The organism is Jujubicoccus corallicola (assembly GCF_047345645.1).
Lineage (GTDB): Bacteria > Pseudomonadota > Alphaproteobacteria > Rhodobacterales > Rhodobacteraceae > JBLEFH01.
The window spans coordinates 232,163-251,948 of the sequence record NZ_JBLEFH010000003.1 but is presented as its reverse complement, the minus strand read 5'-3'; the positions used below and the strand labels follow the sequence as shown (position 1 = coordinate 251,948).

Genomic DNA, 19,786 nt, shown 5'->3' with positions numbered 1-19,786 from the left:
TTTTCACCTTGCCTAGCGCGGCTTAGGCGCACCCGCAAGCGGCAGGGCTTGCTCAGCCTTAACGCCGTTGCTATATGCGGGTTTGAGAGGCTGGCGTGAGCGAGCCATTCGCCAACCCGGTCAGGTCCGGAAGGAAGCAGCCGTAACGATATTCGGTTCGGGTCGCGTTTCAGTCTCTCACTTTTCCCGCAAAATCAGCCGACCGAGAGCTTCAACGGCTTTTGCACATAGCTTTCGAGCCGCGCCCGGTAGCGCACCTGTCCCGCTGCAAACATGGGATAGAGCAGGAAGCCCGCGACCGCGCCGCCAATATGCGCCTCGCCCGCGATGCCAGTGGGGATCAGAACGAAACCGAGATTTACCACGACGATCATCACGAGGATCTTGCGCATATATTTTGCCGGGCTTTCGGGCTGCAAATGAGCGGGCATCCGGCGCAGGCGATCCCAGGTGATGCGCAGATTCGCCAGCCACACCCCGAAGATCGAGCCGGACGCGCCGACGAGCGGGATGGTTAATTCCTCAAGCGAGAAGAACCCTTCCATTGGTGCGTCGCCCATCATGGCAGGGATGGCGCGCGGCACCGCATATGTGAGCGCGCCCGCAATGCCGCAGATGAGATAGAACAGCACAAAACGCTGCGAGCCGAGACGCCGCAGCACCGGCGGGCCGAGATAGATCATCGCGATCATGTTCATCACGAGGTGCAACACCCCGCCATGAATGAACTGATAGCTAAAGAGCCGCGCGATCCCGGAAAGGCCGGTGTCCTCATGCCCCGGCATCTCCGGCAACTCCAGCAGGAGGCCAGCCGGGGAGAGGCCATACCGCTCCGCCGCGATCCCATGCGCCACGTCAATCGAGGTCATCAGCCCATAGCGATCGCCAAGCTGCGCGTTCACCGTGGTCGCGCCGTAAAAGATCACCGCCGCCTCGATCAGCACACAGGCCAGCGCGATCCAGAAGATCGCGTTGCGCGCCCGCGGGGGGCCGAGATCGGCGATCAGCGACGATCCGCGGATGCTGTCATATGCGCGTTGTGCCATGAGGCTCCTTTGCCGGGCTTGCCCGCCCGTTGGGCGTTGATTAGGCTCGGCATCATTGCAGGATGCACCTCCATGTCAATCGCGCGCGGGAAAGGTCAGTGATGAGTGACAGCGATTATCAGGTTCTGGCGCGAAAATATCGCCCGCAGGATTTCTCCGATCTCGTCGGGCAGGATGCGATGGTGCGCACCCTGAAAAATGCTTTTGAAACAGGGCGTATTGCCCATGCCTTCATCCTGACCGGGGTACGGGGCGTCGGCAAAACCACCACCGCGCGGATCATCGCCAAGGGGCTGAACTGTGTCGGGCCGGACGGCAATGGCGGGCCGACGATCAGCCCCTGCGGAGAATGCGAGCCCTGTAAGGCCATCGCCGAGGGCCGCCATGTCGATGTGATGGAAATGGATGCGGCGAGCCGCACCGGCGTGGGCGATATTCGCGAGATTATCGATTCGGTCGCCTATCGCGCGGCCTCGGCCCGCTACAAGATCTACATCATCGACGAGGTGCATATGCTCTCCACCTCGGCGTTCAACGCGCTCCTCAAGACCGTGGAGGAGCCGCCGGAGCATGTGAAATTTATCTTCGCGACCACGGAGATCGGCAAGGTGCCGGTGACGATCCTGTCGCGCTGCCAGCGTTTCGATCTGCGCCGAATCGAGCCGGAGCAGATGATCGCTTATCTCGGCAAGGTCGCGGCGGCGGAGGGCGCGGCGATCAGCGAGGACGCTCTGGCGCTCCTGACCCGCGCGGCGGAAGGCTCGATGCGCGACGCGCTGTCGCTGATGGATCAGGCGATTGCGCTTGGCGGGGAGGGCGAGCTTGGTCCCGATGCGCTGCGCGACATGCTGGGGCTGGCCGATCGCGGGCGGGTTATTGATCTCTTCGAGATGGTCATGAAGGGCGACGCGGCGGGCGCGCTTGGCGAGCTTGGCGCGCAATATGAGGCCGGGGCCGATCCGCTGGCGACGTTGCGCGATCTGTCGGAACTGACCCACTGGATTTCCGTTGCGAAGATCACGCCGGAAGCCGCTGAAGACATTACACTTCCGCCCGACCAGCGCGCCCGTGGTAAGGATCTTGCGGCGCGTCTGCCGATGTCTGTTCTGGCGCGAAGCTGGTCGATGCTGCTCAAGGCGCTGGATGAGGTCTCGACAGCGCCGAATGCGATGATGGCGGCGGAGATGGCGATCATCCGGCTGACCCATGTGGCCGACCTGCCGCCGCCGGGGGATCTGGTGAAAAAGCTGCAAGACACGCCGCCGCAGCCTTCCGTTGGCGGCCCTGCGTCCGGTGGGGGCGGGGGCGGACCCGTCGCGCGCCAGGCGGGCGGTCCGACGATTGCCTATCAGTCTCCCGATCCCGCCCCGGAGCCCGTCGCCGCGCCCGCCGCCAAGGACGCGCTGGCTCGCTATGCGCAGTTTGAGGATGTGGTGGCGCTGGCGAAACTGCGGGACATGTCCTTCGGTCTCGATCTGGAAAAACAGATGCGGGTGGCGCGCTATGCGCCCGGCCTGATCGAGTTTACGCCGACACCCGATGCACCGGACGATCTCGCCATGCGGCTCGGCAACCGGTTGAAAGAATGGACACATCAACGCTGGGCCGTGGTGGTCTCGAATGACGCGGACACGCCGACGCTGGCCGAGCAGAAGGAAACAGCCAAGGCGGATCGCCACTCCGTCGCGGCGCAAAATCCGCTGGTTCAGGCCGTGTTGGAGACCTTTCCGGGCGCGCAGGTCGTCAATGTGCAGGAATACACGACCGAGGAAGAGCCGCTGCCCGAGGAGTTCGACCCCGATTGGGACCCGTTTGACGATGCGGGAGACGGCTTTGACGATTGAGTTTGACGGGCGCTGCGCCCTTGCTCCTTGCCGCGCGGCTGTTTAGGTCAGAGGCAAGGAATCGACATTAAGGATTGAGAAATGTTCAAAGGTTTGGGCGGCATCGGCGACATGGCCAAGATGATGGGCAAGGTCGGCGAAGTGCAGGAAAAAATGGCCAAGGTGCAGGAGGATCTGAAGGATCTCGAAATCACCGGCGAAGCGGGCGCGGGCATGGTGGTCGCGACCGTGAATGGCAAGGGCAAGGTGAAGGGGCTGACCCTCGATCCGGCCCTCTTTGAGAATGACAAGGAAGTCGCGGAAGATCTGATCGTGCAGGCGTTTAGCGAGGCGCAGAAGGCGGCGTCGGCCCGCGCGAAGGAAGAGATTCAGAAAGTGACGGACGATCTCGGCCTGCCGCCGGGGATGAAGCTGCCTTTTTAAGATGAGCGCGAGCCCCGAAATCGAGGAGATGATCGCGCTGCTGGCGCGGCTTCCGGGGCTTGGCCCGCGCTCGGCGCGGCGGGTGGCGCTGACGCTCATTCGCAAGCGCGGCGCGCTGCTCGAGCCGCTCGCGCAGGCGATGGCGAAGGTGGCCGAAACCGCGCGGGACTGCGTAACTTGCGGCAATATCGCCAGCGAATCCCAATGCGAGATTTGCGCCGATCCGCGCCGTGCCAATGGGCAGATCTGCGTGGTGGAAAATGTCGCGGATCTCTGGGCGATGGAGCGGGGCGGGGCATTCAAGGGGCGTTACCATGTCCTTGGCGGGCTCTTGTCTGCGCTCGACGGCGTGGGCCCGGACGAGCTGCGGATTCCGGCTTTGAAATCGCGGGTCACGGAGCAGGAGGTGCAGGAGATTATCCTCGCGCTTCCCGCCACGATCGACGGGCAAACCACGGCGCATTACATCGCGGGTGAACTGGGCGGGGTGCAGATCACCTCTCTGGCGCAAGGGGTGCCGATTGGCGGCGAGCTTGATTATCTCGATGACGGAACCATCGGGGCGGCGCTGATGGCCCGTAAGGCGCTGTAAACCTTTCCTAAAGCGCTGTTTTTTCCATTTCCAGAAAATGGCTCGGCAGGTCCGTGATCGCCTCGGTAAGATCCGTCTCGCAGATCACATAAATCGGCAGGCCGCTGATACTGTCCTGCGCTTCGGAGACCGTGATCGCGTGCCAGCGCTCGCCGCGCAGGGTCCGCATCTTCGCGATCCCGTGCCAATAGCCGCCATTCATGATGACCTCTTGCAGCGCCTGCCCCTCATCCGGGTCGCACATGCGCCCTGGCAGGAGCGGCGGGTCCTCACCATAGGCCACCACCGCGGCGCGGTTGGCGTAGACCTGCTGGCGGTCAATGAGGGTTGCCGTCACCACGGCGGGAATCTGGTCCATCGCCTCCTTGGCGCGGACATAGTCGCGGCGGCTGTCCCGATCATGCCGTGCTTCGACGATGATCCCCTCATTGCCGTTTTCGAGTTGCACGAGCATCATCTGAAGATGGAAGCTGTAGTGGCGATAGCCGATGATGACCGCGTGATTGCGGCGGATCGGCGCGCCGGTCTCGCGCATCTTCGCGACCTCCGCATCGAGGGACGGAAGGTAAATTTCCGCCATGCTTTCAAAACTCTGCGCGCGATATTCTTCCAAAGAAATGTCGCCAAGGATCCGCAAGGTTGCCGCATTTGCCCAAACACATTTGCGGGCCGTCAGGTCGCCCACAAAAACCGGCACGCTGGAGAGTTCCAGATGCTTCATCGCGTCGCTGGCGACAACCGGGCAAGCGCTTCCCTGATCCATGAGTCCCTACAAGCTTAAACACTGCGTTGCGCTTGTCTTTGCCTCAAAAGGATTGAGAGTTTCTAACCTTGCCTCAGATTCGACGCGAAAAGCTTGCGGAGAAGAGGAAAATCACGGCTGCGGCGGCGACCATGGAGGGGCCGGCGGGGGTGTCGGCATACCATGAGGCGGCGAGGCCGGTGCTGGCCGAAAGGGCCGCGAGGGCGATGGCGAGGAGGGCCATGGACTCCGGTGTGCGGGCGAAGCTGCGCGCCGCGGCGGCCGGGATGATCAGCATCGCCGTGATGAGCAGCGCGCCGACGATCTTGATGGCGACGGCGACGAGCACCGCGAGAGCGAGGGTTAGCAGCACCTCTTCGCGGCGCGGGTTGATGCGCTGCGCCCGCGCGAGGTCGAGGTTGAGGGTGGCGAGGAGCAGGGACGTCCAGCGGGTCGCGATCAGCGCGGTGATCGCGGCGGCGCCGAGGGCCATGAGGGCCAGATCGTCCCAGCTCACCGCCAGAATATCGCCGAACAGGTAGCTGTTGAGGTCAATCCGCACGCTCGGCAGGAAGGAGATCGCGATCAGGCTGAAGGCGAGGGCGGAATGGGCGAGGACGCCGAGCAGCGTGTCCATCGCATAGCCGCGGCCCGACAGCTGTGTGGCGAGGAGCGACAGGATCAGCGCGGTCGCGGCAACGGCGGGCAGGAGCGGGAGGCTCCAGCTGAGAGACAGCGCCACGCCAAGCAGCGCGCCATGGGCCGTCGCATCGCCGAAATAGGCCATGCGCCGCCAGACGACGAAACAGCCAAGCGGGCCAGCCGCCACCGCCAGGATCAGACCGGCGAGCAGGGCGCGAAGCAGGAAGGGCTCAATCATGCGCGTGGTCGTCGTGGTGGTGATGGTGGTGGTCGTGATGGTGGCTGTAAAGCGCCAGCTCGCCCGCACCGGAGCCGAAAAGGGCGCGATATTCCGGCGCTTCGGAGACGGTGACGGGCGTGCCTTCGCAGCAGATATGGCCGTTGAGGCAGATCACCCGGTCCGAGGCGCGCATAACCACATGGAGATCGTGGGACACCATCATCACCGCCGCGCCGGTCTCCGCGCGGATCTGGGCGATGAGGGCGTAAAATTCGGTGGTGCCGCTCTGGTCGAGCCCTTGGGTTGGTTCGTCCAGCACCAAAAGGTCGGGGCGGGTGAGCAGCGCGCGGGCGAGGCAGACGCGTTGGAATTGCCCGCCTGACAGCGCGGTCACCTGCCGCCCGGCAAGACGGCCCGCGCCGGTGCGCACCAGCATGTCGGCCACCTCGGCCTTGCTCGCATCGGTGCCAAGGGCGCAGAAGCGCGCGACGGTCATGGGCAGCGTTTGGTCGATGGAGAGTTTCTGCGGGACATAGCCGATTTCGAGATCCGCCTTGCGGGTGATCTCGCCGGTATCCGCCTTCAGCGCGCCGATCATGAGACGTAGCAGCGTGGTCTTGCCAGAGCCGTTCGGGCCCAGAAGCGTCACAATCTCGCCGGGCCGGATCGCAAGGTTGATCCCCTCCAAAATCGGAGCCTCACCATGCAGATAGCTGACATTCTTAAAGTCTACGAGACTCATGCAGAGGCGCAGTCGGGGCAGAGTCCGGTGATTTCCACGACGATGCGTGTGGGATTGAAACCTGCATTGCGTGCGGCGGTATGTGCGCCGTTCCGCAGGGCCGGTTCATGGGTTTCCGCAACCTTGTGGCAGCTGTTGCAGATGAGGAATCCGGGCTGATGCGCGCCCTCGGGATGGATACAGGCAACAAAGGCGTTCAGCGCCTCGATCCGGTGCGCGAAATCGCAGGAGGTGAGGAAATCGAGCGCGCGATAGACGATGGGCGGCGCCTTGGCGAGCCCTTCCTCTTTCAGGCGGTCGAGAATTTCATAAGCGCCCATGGCCTTGTGGGATTCCAGCAGGATCTCCAGCACACGCCGCCGGGTCGCGGTCATCCGCCACCCATGATCCTTGCAAAGTGCGTCAGCTCTGGCGAGGGCATCACGGCTGCAATCCGCATGAGCATGCGGGGCGAAAATGTCTTCTGGGGCAAGCGCGTTGGCCATAAATTCACACTAGTATTCTGTAACAATTATGCCAAGCATAAAGAAAAGCCCCGCCGAAGCGGGGCGTGATTTAAGGAATGTTAAGCCGGTTTGAACGTCATTGCAATCCCGTTGATGCAATGGCGTTTGCGCGTGGGTTGCGGCCCGTCGTTGAAGATGTGGCCCATATGGGAGCCGCAGCGCGAGCAATGCACCTCGGTGCGCTTCATCAGCAGCGAGTTGTCCGGCTTGGTGCCGACCGCGCCATCGATGGCCTGCCAGAAGGAGGGCCAGCCGGTGCCGCTGTCATATTTGGTGTCCGAACTGTAAAGCGCCTGATCGCAACCCTTGCAGTGGAATGTGCCATTGCGCTTTTCGTTCAGGAGCGGGCTGGAGAACGGACGCTCCGTGCCCTCATTGCGCATCACATCGAATGCGGCGTCGCCAAGCTGCGCGCGCCATTCCTCTTCGGACTTCGTGACCGCGAAATTCTGGGCGAAGGCGGCGCGGCTCAGAAGAGCGGCTGTCGATGCGCCACCAATAACGCTAAGAAACTGACGTCTCGAATACATAATCTTGCCTTCGTATTAACCATGCACCTATCCCAAGGTGCGACTTCTATTCTCGAAAAAACCATCGCTCTCGTAAATCACAGACCTTGAGAGCGCTCATTATCATTTGTGTAAATATAGCATTTCGTCGCAGGCTTTACAGCGCTTTGGCGATCACAAATCCGCCATTACTCTACAGGTTCAATCAGATCATCCGTCAGATGAAGAACGCCATTTTCTTGCGCGATGTCGGTCTCAATGAGCGAGATTTCTGCGCCGTCCGGCCCGAAGAGCTGGCCGCCCCGCATGGTCAGCTCGCAAGAGCCGAGCGTTTCGACCGTCGACTCGCCCACGCTGCTGAAATCCGCCGTAGCAAGTTGCATCGGGATGATATGGCAGCCAATCAGATCGGTGAAGGCTTCGGCGCCGTCCTCGGTCAGAATCTCCGCCGCGCTTGGCGCGTCTTCTTCGAGCGGTGGAAAGGCGTCGTCCTTCGGCGCGATCAGCGTGACCGGCCCTTCCGCACGCAATTCCTCGATCAACCCCGTAGCTGTCGCGCCCTCGACAAAGCGGCTCAGGGTCTCAACGGTCACGATATTTTCGGCGATGTTGCGTTCGGGGAAAACCTCTTCCCCCTCGATCGCGGTTTGCGCGGTGACGGGCAGAGCGACGAGCAGGCCAAGCGGCAGGACGAATCTTTTCATATGAACTTGATGCCGCAATACGCTTGAATTGCAAAGACACAAATCCGACAAATAGAGTGATGCGGGGATCCCGCAACAACAGGAGAGATTGACATGACAAACAAGATTGCGACCGGCACCGCCCTTGTGGCGCTTCTCGCGGGCAGCGCAGCATTCGCGCAAGGCACGCTCAATGTTTACAACTGGTCCGACTATATCGCCGAGGATACTATCGAGAAATTCGAGGAAGAGACCGGCGTTGATGTCACCTATGACGTTTACGACGAAAACGCCGTGCTGGAGGCCAAGCTGCTGTCCGGCAATTCCGGTTATGATGTGGTGGTCCCGACGGCGGACTTCCTGCAGCGCCAGATCCCGGCGGGGGTCTATGCGGAGCTCGACAAGGCGCAGCTTCCCAATCTGGAGAACATGAACCCGGAGCTGATGGAGCGTGTCGCCCAGTTTGACGAGGGCAACACCCACGGCGTCATCTATATGTGGGGCACCACCGCGCTCGGGATGAATGTGCCGAAGATCAAGGAAATCCTGGGTGAGGACGCGCCGATTGACAGCTGGTCGATCCTCTTCGACCCGGCTAATGCCGAAGCGCTTTCGGCTTGCGGGATCACGGTTCTCGATGCGTCCGAGGAGCTGCTTCCGGCTGCCGCGCTCTACCTCGGCACCGACCCGACCGACCAGTCGCAAGAAGCCATGGAAGCGCAGACCGAGGCGATCATGCAGATCCGCCCCTTCATCCGCAATTTCGACAGCTCGGGCTATATGACGGCGCTCGCCAATGGCGATATCTGCCTCGCGCTCGGCTATTCGGGGGACGTGCTTCAGGCGCGCGACCGGGCCGAAGAAGCGGGCAATGGCGTTGAGGTTTCTTTCGTGAACCCTAAGGAAGGCGCGCGCCTCTGGTTCGACATGATGGCGATACCGGCGGACAGCCAGAACAAGGAAAACGCCCATAAATTCATCAACTTCATCATGCAGCCTGAGATCACGGCGGACATCACCAACTATGTGAACTACGCGAGCGCGAATGATCCGGCGATGGAGTTTGTCGAGGAAGAGATCCGCAATGACGAGGCGGTGTTCCCCTCCGATGAGGTGCGCGAAAAGCTCTTCGTGACCACGCCGCTGGAGCCGCGCATGGAGCGCGTGCGCACGAGGCTCTGGACAACGATCAAAACCGGGCAATAAGCTGTTAAGACTTTCGGGGGCCATGGCGGCCCCCGCATTTGGGAGGATCGTGCATGGCTGACGCCGCTATCGCCGCAGACCGGAAGCCTTGGAAAGCCGGAGGCGAAGAGCCCATTGTCTCGATCCAGAACATCACCAAGAAATTCGGTGACTTCACCGCCGTCAAGGATGTGAACCTCGATATCTATCGGGGCGAGCTCTTCTGCCTTCTCGGCGAATCCGGCTGCGGGAAGTCCACGCTCTTGCGGATGCTCGCAGGTTTCGAGAAGCCGACCTCGGGGCATATTTATCTCGACGGGCAGGACATGACGGGTGTTGCGCCCTATGACCGCCCGACCAATATGATGTTCCAATCCTACGCGCTCTTCCCGCATATGACCGTGCGCAACAATATCGCCTATGGGCTGAAGCGTGCGGGCATGGGGAAATCCGAGCGCGAGGACCGGGTGAACGAGATCCTGAAACTCGTGAAGCTGGAGAAATTCGGCGGGAGGAAACCGGCGCAGCTTTCGGGCGGGCAGCGGCAACGTGTGGCGCTGGCCCGCAGTCTCGTGAAGCGCCCGAAGCTGCTGTTGCTCGACGAGCCGCTCGGCGCGCTCGACAAGAAACTGCGGGAAGAGACGCAGTTTGAACTCCTCAACATTCAGGAAACGCTCGGCATCACCTTTATCGTCGTCACCCACGATCAGGAGGAGGCGATGACCCTCGCCACCCGGATCGGCGTGATGCGTGACGGCGAGATCTGGCAAGTGGGCGAGCCGCCGCAGATTTACGAATACCCGCAAAGCCGTTTCGTGGCGCAGTTCATCGGCTCGGTGAATCTCTTCGAAGCCGTGGTCTTTGAGGATGAGCCAGACCATGTCCGCCTGCGCTCCGAAGAGGCGGGCAGCGAGATTTACGTCGGCCACGGCGCGCCCTGCACGGTCGGGCAGACCATGTATTACGCGCTGCGCCCCGAGAAGCTGCGCATCAGCCGCGAAGCGCCAGTGGAGGAGGGAGCCAACCAGACCTCCGGCATGGTCGAAGAAGTCGCCTATGTCGGCGCGCAGTCGATCTTCCGCATTCGTCTCGACAGCGGCAAACTCATCTCCGCCATGCAGCCCAACCTCCAGCGCTATTCGGAAAATCCGATCGGCTGGGATGAGCGCGTCTATATTTCATGGGGGAAAAACGCAGGGGTGCTGTTGCCAGAATGAGAGGGGTGTTTGAAAAAATCGGCCTCTCGGGCCGGGCCTTGGTCATCGCGGTGCCGATGCTGTGGCTGCTTGTGTTCTTCCTCATCCCCTTCCTTGTCGTTTTCAAGATCAGCTTTTCCGAAGCGGCAATTGCCATGCCGCCCTACCTTCCGCTCGTGGAATGGAGTGAGGAAAAGATCAGCCTGATCCTGAACCTGTCCAACTATGTCTGGATCTGGGAAGACCCGCTCTACCGCATCGCTTACCTCTCCTCGATCAAGATCGCGGCGATCTCCACGGTGTTTACGCTCCTCGTCGGCTATCCGATGGCCTATTACATCGCGACGCGGCCCGAGCGGATGCGGAACATCCTGCTGATGCTGGTGATCCTGCCTTTCTGGACCTCGTTCCTGCTGCGCGTCTACGCATGGATCGGCATTCTCAAAGACACCGGGATACTCAACAAGATCCTGATGTGGATGAACCTCATCGACACGCCGCTGACCATCCTCTACACGCCGACCGCCGTTTATATCGGGATCGTCTACACCTATCTGCCCTTCATGATCCTGCCGCTCTACGCGACGCTCTCGAAACTCGATGGCGATCTGCGCGAGGCGGCGGCGGATCTCGGGGCCGGGCCGATCAAGACCTTCCTGACCATCACGCTCCCGCTTTCCATGCCGGGGATCATCGCGGGCTGTATGCTCGTCTTCATTCCGGCGATTGGCGAATATGTCATCCCGGAACTTTTGGGCGGCTCCAACACGCTGATGATCGGCAAGGTGCTGTGGCAGGAGTATTTCTCCAACCGCGACTGGCCCGTGGCGGCGGCGGTGGCAACGGCCATGCTGGTGTTGATCGTGCTGCCCTTCATGCTGCTGCGGCGCTATATTGAGGAGGCGGAAACCTCATGATCCTGCGTATCCTCGCGACCTTCGGCTTCGCTTTCCTCTACCTGCCCATCGTCTCGCTGATTATCTACAGCTTCAACGAAAACCGCCTTGTGACGGTCTGGTCCGGCTTCTCAACCAAATGGTATGGCGAGCTGTTGCGGGACGAAGAGGTGCTGGCCGCTGCGTGGCTGTCGCTCAAGATCGGCGTGATCTCGGCCACCGTGGCGCTCGTCCTCGGCACACTCGCCGCGCTGGTGCTGATCCGCTTCGGGCGGTTCCGCGGCAAAAGCCTGCTCGGCGGCATGGTCACGGCCCCGCTGGTGATGCCCGAAGTCGTCACCGGTCTGTCGCTGCTCCTGCTGTTTGTCGGCATGGAGTCGCTTTTCGGCTGGCCCTCCGGGCGCGGCACCATGACCATCATGATCGCGCATATCACCTTCTGCATGGCCTATATCGCCGTCGTCGCACAGTCCCGCCTTGCCGGGCTGGACGACAGTTTGGAGGAAGCCGCCATGGATCTCGGCGCGCGCCCGGTGCGGGTGTTCTTCGATGTGACCCTGCCGACCATCGCGCCCGCGCTCGTCTCCGGCTGGCTGCTCGCCTTCACGCTGTCGCTCGACGATCTCGTGATTGCCAGTTTCGTCTCCGGGGCCGGCGGCTCGACCCTGCCGATCCTTATCTTCTCGAAAATCAAATTCGGCGTCTCGCCCGCGATCAACGCGCTGGCGACGCTCATTATTCTTGTTGTCGCGCTTGGCATTCTCGCGGCGGCATGGATCGGCCTGCGCCGCCCGAAGCAGAACCCGTAACGGAGCTTTATGCGGCCATCCTTAAACAGTAAATGGAGCCTTTATGCCCGCTGATCGGGACCTTCTGTCTCGCCTTCCTGAGGCCTGCCGCAATTATCTCAATGGCGGCAAACCTGAGGAAATCGAGGCTGTGATTTCAGACTTTGTCGGCGTTGCGCGCGGCAAGAACATGCCTTGGTCGAAATTCACCAAGGAAGAGCGCGTCTTCCTGCCGACCTCGATTTTCTATTCCACCGTCGATGGCGCTTATGTGGATATGGATATCGAGAACCAGTGGATGGAGCGCGATATGACGCTTCGCCCCTGCTACGACACGGCGCGTGCCTGTCCATGGGCGGAGGAGCCGACGATTCAGGTGATCCATGATCTGGTGGACAGTGAGGGCAACGACATCCCGCTCGCGCCGCGCAATGTTTTGAAGCGCGTCGTCGCGCTTTATGAGGCGGAAGGCTGGGCCCCGGTGGTCGCGCCGGAGATGGAGTTCTACCTCATCCAGCGCAATATTGACCCGATGTTCCCGGTCCAGCCGCCGGTGGGCCGCACGGGGCGCCGTGTGCCGGGGAGCCAAGCCTATTCCATGACCGCCGTGGAGGATTATGGCAAGGTCATCGACGATATTTACGATTTCGCCGAGGCGCAGGGCATCGAGATCGACACGATCATTCAGGAAAGCGGGCCGGGGCAGGTGGAGGTGAACTTCATCCATGGCGACCCGCTCGCATTGGCCGATCAGGTCTTCACCTTCAAACGCACCCTGCGCGAAGCGGCGCTGCGGAATGACCTCTACTGCACCTTCATGGCCAAACCTATGGAGGATGAGCCGGGCAGCGCCATGCATATCCACCAATCGGTGACGGATATGCAAAGCGGCGAGAACATCTTCAACGATGCGGCGGGCGAGGCGACGGACCTCTTCCACGCCTATATTGGCGGGCTGCAAACCCATATGCCGAAGGTGGTTTCGCTCTTCGCGCCCTATGTGAACAGCTATCGCCGCTTCATTGCCGACGAGGCCGCGCCGATTAACCTTGAATGGGGGCGGGACAACCGCACCACCGGCCTCAGGATCCCGATTTCCCGGACTGAGGCCCGGCGGATCGAGAACAGGATCGTCGGCATGGATGCGAACCCTTATCTCGCCATCGCGGCCTCACTCGCCTGCGGCTATCTGGGGATGAAAGAGGGGCTGAAACCGCGCCCGGCCATCAAGGAAGAAGCGTACCGTCTGCCACGTGCCTTGCCGCGCGGGCTGCTCGAAGCGGTGGAGCTCTTCGAGGGCTGCCCGGAAATCACGCAGGTGCTGGGGCAGGAATTCTGCGTCCTTTACAAAGCCATCAAACGCCATGAGGCCGAAGCCTTCCTCGACATTATCAGCCCTTGGGAGCGCGAACATCTCCTGCTGAATGTATGAATTTGTTTGACGGTCTCAACATTCTGGAGGTGAACGGCCCGCGCGGCCGCCACACCGATAGTTGGTATGCGGACACGGCGACCGGCTTGCAGGCGCGGCCCGCGCTGATGGAGGAGGTGCAGGCGGATGTCTGCATCCTCGGCGCGGGTTATACGGGCCTCTCGGCGGCGCTGCATCTGGCGAAGCGCGGCGCGAAAGTGGTGGTCCTCGATGCGGCGCGAGTCGGTTGGGGCGCATCGGGCCGCAATGGCGGGCAATGCGGCGCGGGCCAGCGCGAGGATGTGCTGGCGCTTGAGGACCTGATGGGCAAGGACGCCGCCCGCGCGCTTTGGCAGCTAGGGCAGGAGGCGGGGCAACTCGTCCGCAACCTCATCGCGGACCATCAGATTGATTGCCATTATCAGCCCGGTGTCCTGGGCGCGGCGACGGGCAGTCCCGATCACGAAAAGCGCCTCGTGGACCATCTGGCCAAGCATTACGGCCATGAGGCCCGCTATCTCGACAAGGCGGCGATCCGCGATGAGGTGGCGACGGAAAGCTATAGCGGCGGGATGCTGGATCTCTCGGCGGGCCATCTTCACCCGCTCTCCTACGCCATCGGCCTTGCGCGCGCGGCGGAGGCGGCGGGCGCGGAGATCTACGAGCAATCACCGGGCCGGATCGACGGGCGGCTGGTACGCACCGAGCGCGGGTCGGTCACGGCAGATCAGATCATCATCGCCTGCAACGGCTATCAGGATGACGAGATCGCGCGGCGCTCGCCCGAGATCATGCCGATCAACAATTTCATCATCGCCACCGAGCCGGTGGACCCCGCGATCATCCCGAACAATTACGCCGTCCATGACGACAAATTCGTGGTGAATTATTACCGGCTCTCCCATGATAAGCGGATGCTGTTTGGCGGCACGGAAAGCTACCGCTACCGCTTCCCCAAGGACATCAAGGCGCTGGTGCGGCCCAAAATGCTGGAGGTCTTCCCGCAGCTTGAAAGCGCCGAGATCACCCATGGCTGGGGCGGCACGCTCGGGATCACCCGCGCGCGCCTTCCGCTGTTGCGCCAGCGCGCGCCGCATCTGTGGCAGGCGGGCGGCTATTCGGGCCATGGCATCACCATCGCGACGCTTGCGGGCAAGCTGCTGGCCGAGGCGATGCACGGCCAGCCCGAACGGTTCAACCAGATGGCGGCGATCCCCAGCCCGCCTTTCCCGGGCGGCCCGCTGATGCGCTGGCCGCTTCTGGTGCTGGGGATGACATGGTATCGTCTGCGTGACGAGCTTGGGATCTAAGGAGACGCTATGAAACTGCTGCGGATTGGGCCGAAGGGCGAAGAAAAACCAGCGATTCTCGACCGGGAGGGCCGCGCGCGCGATCTCTCCGGCCATGTCGCGGATTTTGCGGGCAAGGGCATCTCGCTGGAGGCCATCGCCGCGATCCGGGAGATCACCATCGCCGATTTGCCGGTGATCGAGGGCCGGGTCGGGGCCTGTCTCGCGGATGCGCCGAATTTCTTCGCCATCGGCCTCAACTATCGCGCCCATGCGGAGGAAACCGGCTCACGGCTGCCCAAGGATCCGATGATTTTCAACAAGGCGACCTCCTGCATCGCGGGCCCCTATGACGATCTGATGCTGGCGGGCGATCAGACCGACTGGGAGGTCGAGCTTGGCGTTGTCATCGGCGCGCCGCTCTTCCGGGCGAGCGAGGAGGAGGCGATGGCGGCGATTTCGGGCTATTGCCTCGTGAATGATGTCTCCGAGCGGAATTTCCAGAAGAATTTCTCCGGCCAATTCGTGAAGGGCAAATCCGCGCCCGGTTACGGCCCGATCGGGCCGTGGCTGGTCACACCGGATGAGGTTGGCGATCCGCAGGCCCTCAACCTGCGCACATCGGTCAATGGCGAGGTGCAGCAGGACTCCAGCACCGCCGACATGATCTTCTCCGTCCGCGAGATCGTGACCCGGCTGGCTTTCTATTTCGAACTGCGCCCCGGCGATATTATCGCCACGGGCACACCCTCCGGCGTCGGCCTCGGGCAAAACCCGCCGCGATTCCTCCAATCGGGCGACGAAATGGAGCTGGAAGTCGCGGGCCTCGGCATCCAGCAAACCAAGGTACTCTGAAAAAAACGGGCCCGAAGGCCCGCATTTTACACCAACCCGCCGTCGATCAGACGTTTGGCGAGCGCGAGATACGCGCCCGCCTGCGGGCTCTCCGGCGCGGCGGCGACCACGGGCGTGCCGCCATCCCCGGCAAGGCGGATCGCAAGGTCCAGCGGGATCTCCCCAAGGAAGGGCACACCGCGCGCCTCGGCCTCCGCCTTCGCGCCGCCATGGCCGAAAAGATGCTCCTCATGCCCGCATTTCGGGCAGACATAAGACGACATATTCTCGACGATCCCCAAGACCCGCACATTGGTCTTGTCGAACATATTCATCGCGCGCCTTGCGTCGATCAGCGCCACATCCTGCGGGGTGGAGACGACAATCGCGCCGGTCATCTGGGTCTTCTGCGCCAGCGTCAGTTGCACATCCCCGGTGCCGGGCGGCAGATCGACGATCAGCACATCCTGCTCGCCCCAGCGAACCAGCGAAAGCATCTGTTGCAGTGCCCCCATCAGCATCGGCCCGCGCCAGACGACCGCTTCATCCTTCGGCATCAACAGGCCAAGACTCATCATCGTCACGCCATGGGCGGTGAGCGGGATGATCTCCTTCTCTTGCGTCTCGGGCTTCTGGGTCACGCCGAGCATCCGAGGCTGGCTGGGCCCGTAAATATCCGCATCAAGCAGCCCGACCTTCTTGCCCTGCTGCGCCAGCGCCACGGCGAGATTGGCCGAGAGGGTGGATTTACCAACCCCGCCCTTGCCCGACGCAATCGCGATAATCCGTTTCACCCCCGGCGGTTGCGCCATGTCGGGTGTCGCATGACCGCCAATCCGCGGCGGCGGCCCGCCCGCGCCTTTCGGGCCGCTGGACGCTTTGATCTGCGGGGCCTGCGGCGCGCTATGGGCCGTCATCAACACCTGCGCGCGGGCAATGCCGGGCAGGGCGCTGGCGACTCGCTCCGCTTCCGCCCGCACCGGTTCCAGCGCAGCCCCGGCCTCGGCGGGAACCTCCAGCACAAAACGCAAAGCCTCGCCGTCAATCATCAACGCGCGCACCATGTCGCGGCTGACAATATCGCCGCCATCGGGCAGTGTGACCGCCTTCAATGCCTCTAAAACCGTCTCACGATCCATATGCCTCTCCTTTGATGGTGAGTCTTCGGAGGATCGCGCCCCCTATGCAACCCCAAAGCCGACACTTTATCGATTTGGGCGTGCGCCGCGCCATGTCCGATACGTGGCGTCACATGCTGCTTTGCAGCAATGTTGTCGCTATCACATAAAATTCACAATTGAAAACAAATGGTTAAGCTATGCGTTTTTTGCAGGGCGGGACTGTCCAATCGTCAGTTTCGCCGGAGGCCCGACTGCCCATATACCTGTCATCGAACAAGGCGACGGGCCAAACGAAACGGCCCCGAGCACAACGCCAAAGTATGAGTATTAGGAGAAACACAATGGCACATATCGCATACGATGCACGCCTCGCTCCGGCCAAAGCAGGCCTCTTTGCTAACCTGAAAATGCGCCTCGAGGCTTTCCGCAAATACCAGCGGACCCTGAATGAACTGCGCGACCTGAGCGACCGCGAACTCGCCGATCTCGGCATCGCCCGCGGCGAACTCCGCGCCATTGCACATGAAGCTGCTTACGGCGCCTAAGCCCTAAGCATCTCAGAGATACCGGCGCTCACCTCCTCCCTAGAGCAGCCGGTTGTCAAAGGACACCGTGGCCTCCTCCTCCCTGGCCGCGGTGTCTTTTTTTATGTGCTATGGGTGTTTAAAACGGCACGTCGTCCGGCGCTTTAAGATAGGCGGACACCACCTTCTTTTCGCCTGCTTTTTCGAAATCCACGGTGAGCTTTTCGCCGTCTTCTTCGGTCACGGTGCCATAGCCGAATTTCTGGTGGAACACCCGATCGCCGATGGAGAACGGGGAGACGGCGGTGGCGTCGATGATCGGGCCTGCGCCCGGTGAGACGATGCCGCGTTTGCCCGCGCGGCTTTGCATCCGCCGCCAGCCGGGGGAGTTGTAGTGATCGGCTTTGACGGCGCGGTCTTCCAAGTCGGACCCGCGCATCATTCCGGCGAGCGGCGAGCTTTGCAGGCTCGCGCCGCTTAGCACCTCGACATGGCGCTCGGGCAATTCGTCGATGAAGCGCGAGGGCAGGGTGTTTTGCCATTGCCCGTAAATACGGCGGTTTCCGGCAAAGGAGATCGTCGCGACTTGCTCGGCCCGTGTGATGCCGACATAGGCGAGGCGGCGCTCCTCTTCGAGCCCTTTTAGCCCGCTCTCATCCATGGCGCGTTGGCTGGGGAAAAGACCGTCTTCCCAGCCCGGCAGGAACACGGCGGGGAATTCGAGACCTTTGGCAGCATGGAGCGTCATGATCGACACTTTCTCGCCCGCCTCGTCGCCCGCATTGTCCATCACAAGGCTGACATGCTCCAAGAACCCTTGGAAATTTTCAAATTCCTCAAGGGCTTTGACGAGTTCTTTCAAGTTCTCCAGCCGGCCCTGGGCTTCCGGTGTCTTCTGCTTTTGCCAATGCTCCGTATAGCCGGACTCGTCGAGGATGATTTCGGCCAACTCGTTATGGGGCATCTCGGTCAGCTTGCCGCGCCAGCGCTCGATCCCGTCGAGAAGTTGGCGAAGGGCGCTGCGGCCCTTGGCGGCGATTAACTCTTCATCCACCACGGCGCGGGCCGCGTCAGGCAAGGTCAGTGCCCGCTCCCGCGCGACAGAGTTGATGAGCTGCTGCGCCTTCTCGCCAATCCCGCGCTTCGGCGTGTTGACGATCCGCTCGAAGGCCAGCCCGTCCTCGGGCGTGACGACGATGCGGAAATAGGCCATCGCGTCGCGGATCTCCATGCGCTCGTAAAAGCGCGGGCCGCCGATGACGCGGTAGGGCAGGCCGATGTTCAAAAACCGGTCCTCGAAGGCGCGCATCTGGTGGGAGGCGCGGACGAGGATCGCGATGTCGTCGAGCGTGAAGGGCGCCATGTGGCGGGTGCCGCGCTGCATCGCCTCGATCTCTTCGCCGATCCAGCGCGCCTCTTCCTCGCCGTCGTGATGGCCGATGAGGCGGACCTTCTCGCCCTCTTCAAGATCGGTCCATAACTCCTTGCCAAGACGGTCATTATTCTGTGCAATCACCCCACCGGCGGCGGCAAGGATATGCGGGGTCGAGCGATAATTCTGCTCCAGCCGGATCACCTTCGCACCGGGAAAATCCTTCTCGAACCGCAGGATATTACCGACCTCCGCGCCGCGCCAGCCATAGATCGACTGATCGTCATCGCCCACGCAGCAAATGTTCTTGTGACCCGCCGCGAGCAGGCGCAGCCAAAGATACTGCGCCACATTGGTGTCCTGATACTCGTCCACGAGGATGTAGCGGAACCACTCCTGATACTTCGCCAGCACATCGGGATGTGTCTGAAAAATATGGACCATATGGAGCAGCAGATCGCCAAAATCGACCGCGTTGAGCGTTTTCAGCCGCTCCTGATAGAGCGCGTAAATTTCTTTGGTCGAGCAAAGATGTCCCGGGCCGCCGTCCTTTTTCGTGACGAAGCTGCCGGGAATACGTTCCATGCGAACTTCATTCGCTGCAGGGAGCTTCTCTGGCGTCCATGTGTTATTCTTATATTGGTCGATGCGAGACGCGACCCAGCGAGGAGTCCATTTTTTTATGTCGACGCTCTCTGCTTCTAGAACCTGCTTCATCAAACGCTGCTGATCGTCGCTGTCGAGAATCGTGAAATTCGACTTCAGATCAACGAGTTCCGCATGACGCCTCAAGAGCTTCACGCAGATTGCATGGAAGGTGCCGAGCCAGGGCATTCCCTCCACCGTGCCGCCAACGAGCGCGCCCACGCGGTCCTTCATCTCCCGCGCGGCCTTGTTGGTAAAGGTCACGGCGAGGATTTCATTCGGGCGCGCGCGGCCCGTCCGCAAAAGATGCGCGATTCGCGTGGTCAGCGCGCGGGTCTTGCCGGTGCCGGCGCCCGCGAGCATCAGCACCGGCCCGTCCAGCGTTTCCACGGCCTCGCGCTGCGCCGGGTTCAGCCCGTCGAGATAGTCCGGGGCGCTGTAGCCCATGGCGCGGGCGGAGAGGGAAGGCGTTGTGTCTGTCATGTGCTCAAATTAGCGGCAGTGGGGCGAAAAGGAAAGCCCGTGTTCGCGCTCCGTTCTGGTTGATGTTTGCGGTAACAGTTGCGTTTACCGTCT

General features: G+C 61.9%; 20 protein-coding genes and 1 other RNA gene. 12 read left to right on the top strand and 9 right to left on the bottom strand.

Features of this window, described 5'->3' with window-relative positions; all coding sequences use genetic code 11:
• Nucleotides 1–84: 84 nt before the first annotated feature.
• Nucleotides 85–182: signal recognition particle sRNA small type (gene ffs / locus ACMA5I_RS06410), an RNA gene on the top strand.
• Nucleotides 183–194: 12 nt separating this feature from the next.
• Here ffs and ACMA5I_RS06405 read toward each other — a convergent pair.
• Complete coding sequence (locus tag ACMA5I_RS06405; protein WP_525885407.1) at nucleotides 195–1,046, bottom strand: rhomboid family intramembrane serine protease; 852 nt, start codon at nucleotides 1,044–1,046, stop codon at nucleotides 195–197.
• A gap of 62 nt (nucleotides 1,047–1,108) precedes the next feature.
• Here ACMA5I_RS06405 and ACMA5I_RS06400 point away from each other — a divergent pair, with 62 nt between their 5' ends.
• The 3 genes from ACMA5I_RS06400 to recR all read left to right on the top strand — a co-directional run bounded on the left by ACMA5I_RS06400 (nucleotide 1,109) and on the right by recR (nucleotide 3,905).
• On the top strand, nucleotides 1,109–2,890 hold the full coding sequence (locus ACMA5I_RS06400) for a DNA polymerase III subunit gamma/tau (protein ID WP_525885406.1): 1,782 nt from the start codon (nucleotides 1,109–1,111) through the stop codon (nucleotides 2,888–2,890).
• A gap of 81 nt (nucleotides 2,891–2,971) precedes the next feature.
• Entirely contained in the window at nucleotides 2,972–3,313 is a 342-nt protein-coding gene (locus ACMA5I_RS06395; protein ID WP_525885405.1) for a YbaB/EbfC family nucleoid-associated protein, read from the top strand.
• A gap of 1 nt (nucleotide 3,314) precedes the next feature.
• A complete protein-coding gene (gene recR / locus ACMA5I_RS06390; protein ID WP_525885404.1) occupies nucleotides 3,315–3,905 on the top strand; it encodes a recombination mediator RecR in 591 nt (196 codons plus the stop codon).
• A gap of 7 nt (nucleotides 3,906–3,912) precedes the next feature.
• On the opposite strand, the gene ACMA5I_RS06385 is transcribed toward recR, so the two are convergent.
• The 6 genes from ACMA5I_RS06385 to ACMA5I_RS06360 all read right to left on the bottom strand — a co-directional run bounded on the left by ACMA5I_RS06385 (nucleotide 3,913) and on the right by ACMA5I_RS06360 (nucleotide 7,970).
• Nucleotides 3,913–4,668 (bottom strand): PAS domain-containing protein, encoded by a 756-nt coding sequence (locus ACMA5I_RS06385; RefSeq protein ID WP_525885403.1) that lies wholly within the window; start codon nucleotides 4,666–4,668, stop codon nucleotides 3,913–3,915.
• 73 nt (nucleotides 4,669–4,741) lie between these two features.
• Nucleotides 4,742–5,527 carry a metal ABC transporter permease gene (locus ACMA5I_RS06380; protein WP_525885661.1) on the bottom strand — a complete coding sequence of 262 codons (786 nt, stop codon included), beginning with the start codon at nucleotides 5,525–5,527 and terminating at the stop codon, nucleotides 4,742–4,744.
• Complete coding sequence (locus ACMA5I_RS06375) at nucleotides 5,520–6,251, bottom strand: metal ABC transporter ATP-binding protein (protein WP_525885402.1); 732 nt, start codon at nucleotides 6,249–6,251, stop codon at nucleotides 5,520–5,522. Before ACMA5I_RS06375 ends, ACMA5I_RS06380 begins: the two co-directional genes overlap by 8 nt.
• A complete protein-coding gene (locus ACMA5I_RS06370) occupies nucleotides 6,248–6,625 on the bottom strand; it encodes a Fur family transcriptional regulator (RefSeq protein ID WP_525885401.1) in 378 nt (125 codons plus the stop codon). Before ACMA5I_RS06370 ends, ACMA5I_RS06375 begins: the two co-directional genes overlap by 4 nt.
• Nucleotides 6,626–6,816: 191 nt before the next feature.
• Nucleotides 6,817–7,287, bottom strand: coding sequence for a peptide-methionine (R)-S-oxide reductase MsrB (gene msrB, locus ACMA5I_RS06365; RefSeq protein ID WP_525885400.1), 471 nt, complete (start codon nucleotides 7,285–7,287; stop codon nucleotides 6,817–6,819).
• Between the two features lie 167 nt (nucleotides 7,288–7,454).
• Nucleotides 7,455–7,970, bottom strand: coding sequence for a fasciclin domain-containing protein (locus ACMA5I_RS06360; RefSeq protein WP_525885399.1), 516 nt, complete (start codon nucleotides 7,968–7,970; stop codon nucleotides 7,455–7,457).
• A gap of 93 nt (nucleotides 7,971–8,063) precedes the next feature.
• On the opposite strand from ACMA5I_RS06360, the gene ACMA5I_RS06355 reads away from it, so the two are divergent.
• The 7 genes from ACMA5I_RS06355 to ACMA5I_RS06325 are packed head-to-tail and all read left to right on the top strand — an operon-like array spanning nucleotide 8,064 to nucleotide 15,569.
• Entirely contained in the window at nucleotides 8,064–9,155 is a 1,092-nt protein-coding gene (locus ACMA5I_RS06355) for a polyamine ABC transporter substrate-binding protein (RefSeq protein ID WP_525885398.1), read from the top strand.
• A gap of 53 nt (nucleotides 9,156–9,208) precedes the next feature.
• The gene (locus ACMA5I_RS06350; protein ID WP_525885397.1) at nucleotides 9,209–10,351 is read left to right on the top strand and encodes an ABC transporter ATP-binding protein; all 1,143 of its coding nucleotides are present in this window, start codon (nucleotides 9,209–9,211) and stop codon (nucleotides 10,349–10,351) included.
• Complete coding sequence (locus ACMA5I_RS06345; RefSeq protein ID WP_525885396.1) at nucleotides 10,348–11,247, top strand: ABC transporter permease; 900 nt, start codon at nucleotides 10,348–10,350, stop codon at nucleotides 11,245–11,247. Before ACMA5I_RS06350 ends, ACMA5I_RS06345 begins: the two co-directional genes overlap by 4 nt.
• The gene (locus ACMA5I_RS06340) at nucleotides 11,244–12,035 is read left to right on the top strand and encodes an ABC transporter permease (RefSeq protein ID WP_525885395.1); all 792 of its coding nucleotides are present in this window, start codon (nucleotides 11,244–11,246) and stop codon (nucleotides 12,033–12,035) included. Before ACMA5I_RS06345 ends, ACMA5I_RS06340 begins: the two co-directional genes overlap by 4 nt.
• A 43-nt stretch (nucleotides 12,036–12,078) precedes the next feature.
• A complete protein-coding gene (locus tag ACMA5I_RS06335; protein ID WP_525885394.1) occupies nucleotides 12,079–13,446 on the top strand; it encodes a glutamine synthetase family protein in 1,368 nt (455 codons plus the stop codon).
• A complete protein-coding gene (locus ACMA5I_RS06330) occupies nucleotides 13,443–14,735 on the top strand; it encodes an NAD(P)/FAD-dependent oxidoreductase (RefSeq protein ID WP_525885393.1) in 1,293 nt (430 codons plus the stop codon). The genes ACMA5I_RS06335 and ACMA5I_RS06330 overlap by 4 nt, the downstream gene beginning before the upstream one ends.
• 9 nt (nucleotides 14,736–14,744) lie before the next feature.
• Nucleotides 14,745–15,569, top strand: coding sequence for a fumarylacetoacetate hydrolase family protein (locus ACMA5I_RS06325; protein WP_525885392.1), 825 nt, complete (start codon nucleotides 14,745–14,747; stop codon nucleotides 15,567–15,569).
• Nucleotides 15,570–15,595: 26 nt separating this feature from the next.
• Here the strand turns inward: ACMA5I_RS06325 and ACMA5I_RS06320 are convergent, their stop codons facing one another.
• The gene (locus ACMA5I_RS06320) at nucleotides 15,596–16,687 is read right to left on the bottom strand and encodes an Mrp/NBP35 family ATP-binding protein (RefSeq protein ID WP_525885391.1); all 1,092 of its coding nucleotides are present in this window, start codon (nucleotides 16,685–16,687) and stop codon (nucleotides 15,596–15,598) included.
• Between the two features lie 323 nt (nucleotides 16,688–17,010).
• Here ACMA5I_RS06320 and ACMA5I_RS06315 point away from each other — a divergent pair, with 323 nt between their 5' ends.
• Entirely contained in the window at nucleotides 17,011–17,214 is a 204-nt protein-coding gene (locus tag ACMA5I_RS06315; RefSeq protein WP_525885390.1) for a DUF1127 domain-containing protein, read from the top strand.
• Nucleotides 17,215–17,332: 118 nt separating this feature from the next.
• On the opposite strand, the gene ACMA5I_RS06310 is transcribed toward ACMA5I_RS06315, so the two are convergent.
• Entirely contained in the window at nucleotides 17,333–19,693 is a 2,361-nt protein-coding gene (locus ACMA5I_RS06310) for an ATP-dependent helicase (protein WP_525885389.1), read from the bottom strand.
• Nucleotides 19,694–19,786 lie beyond the last annotated feature (93 nt).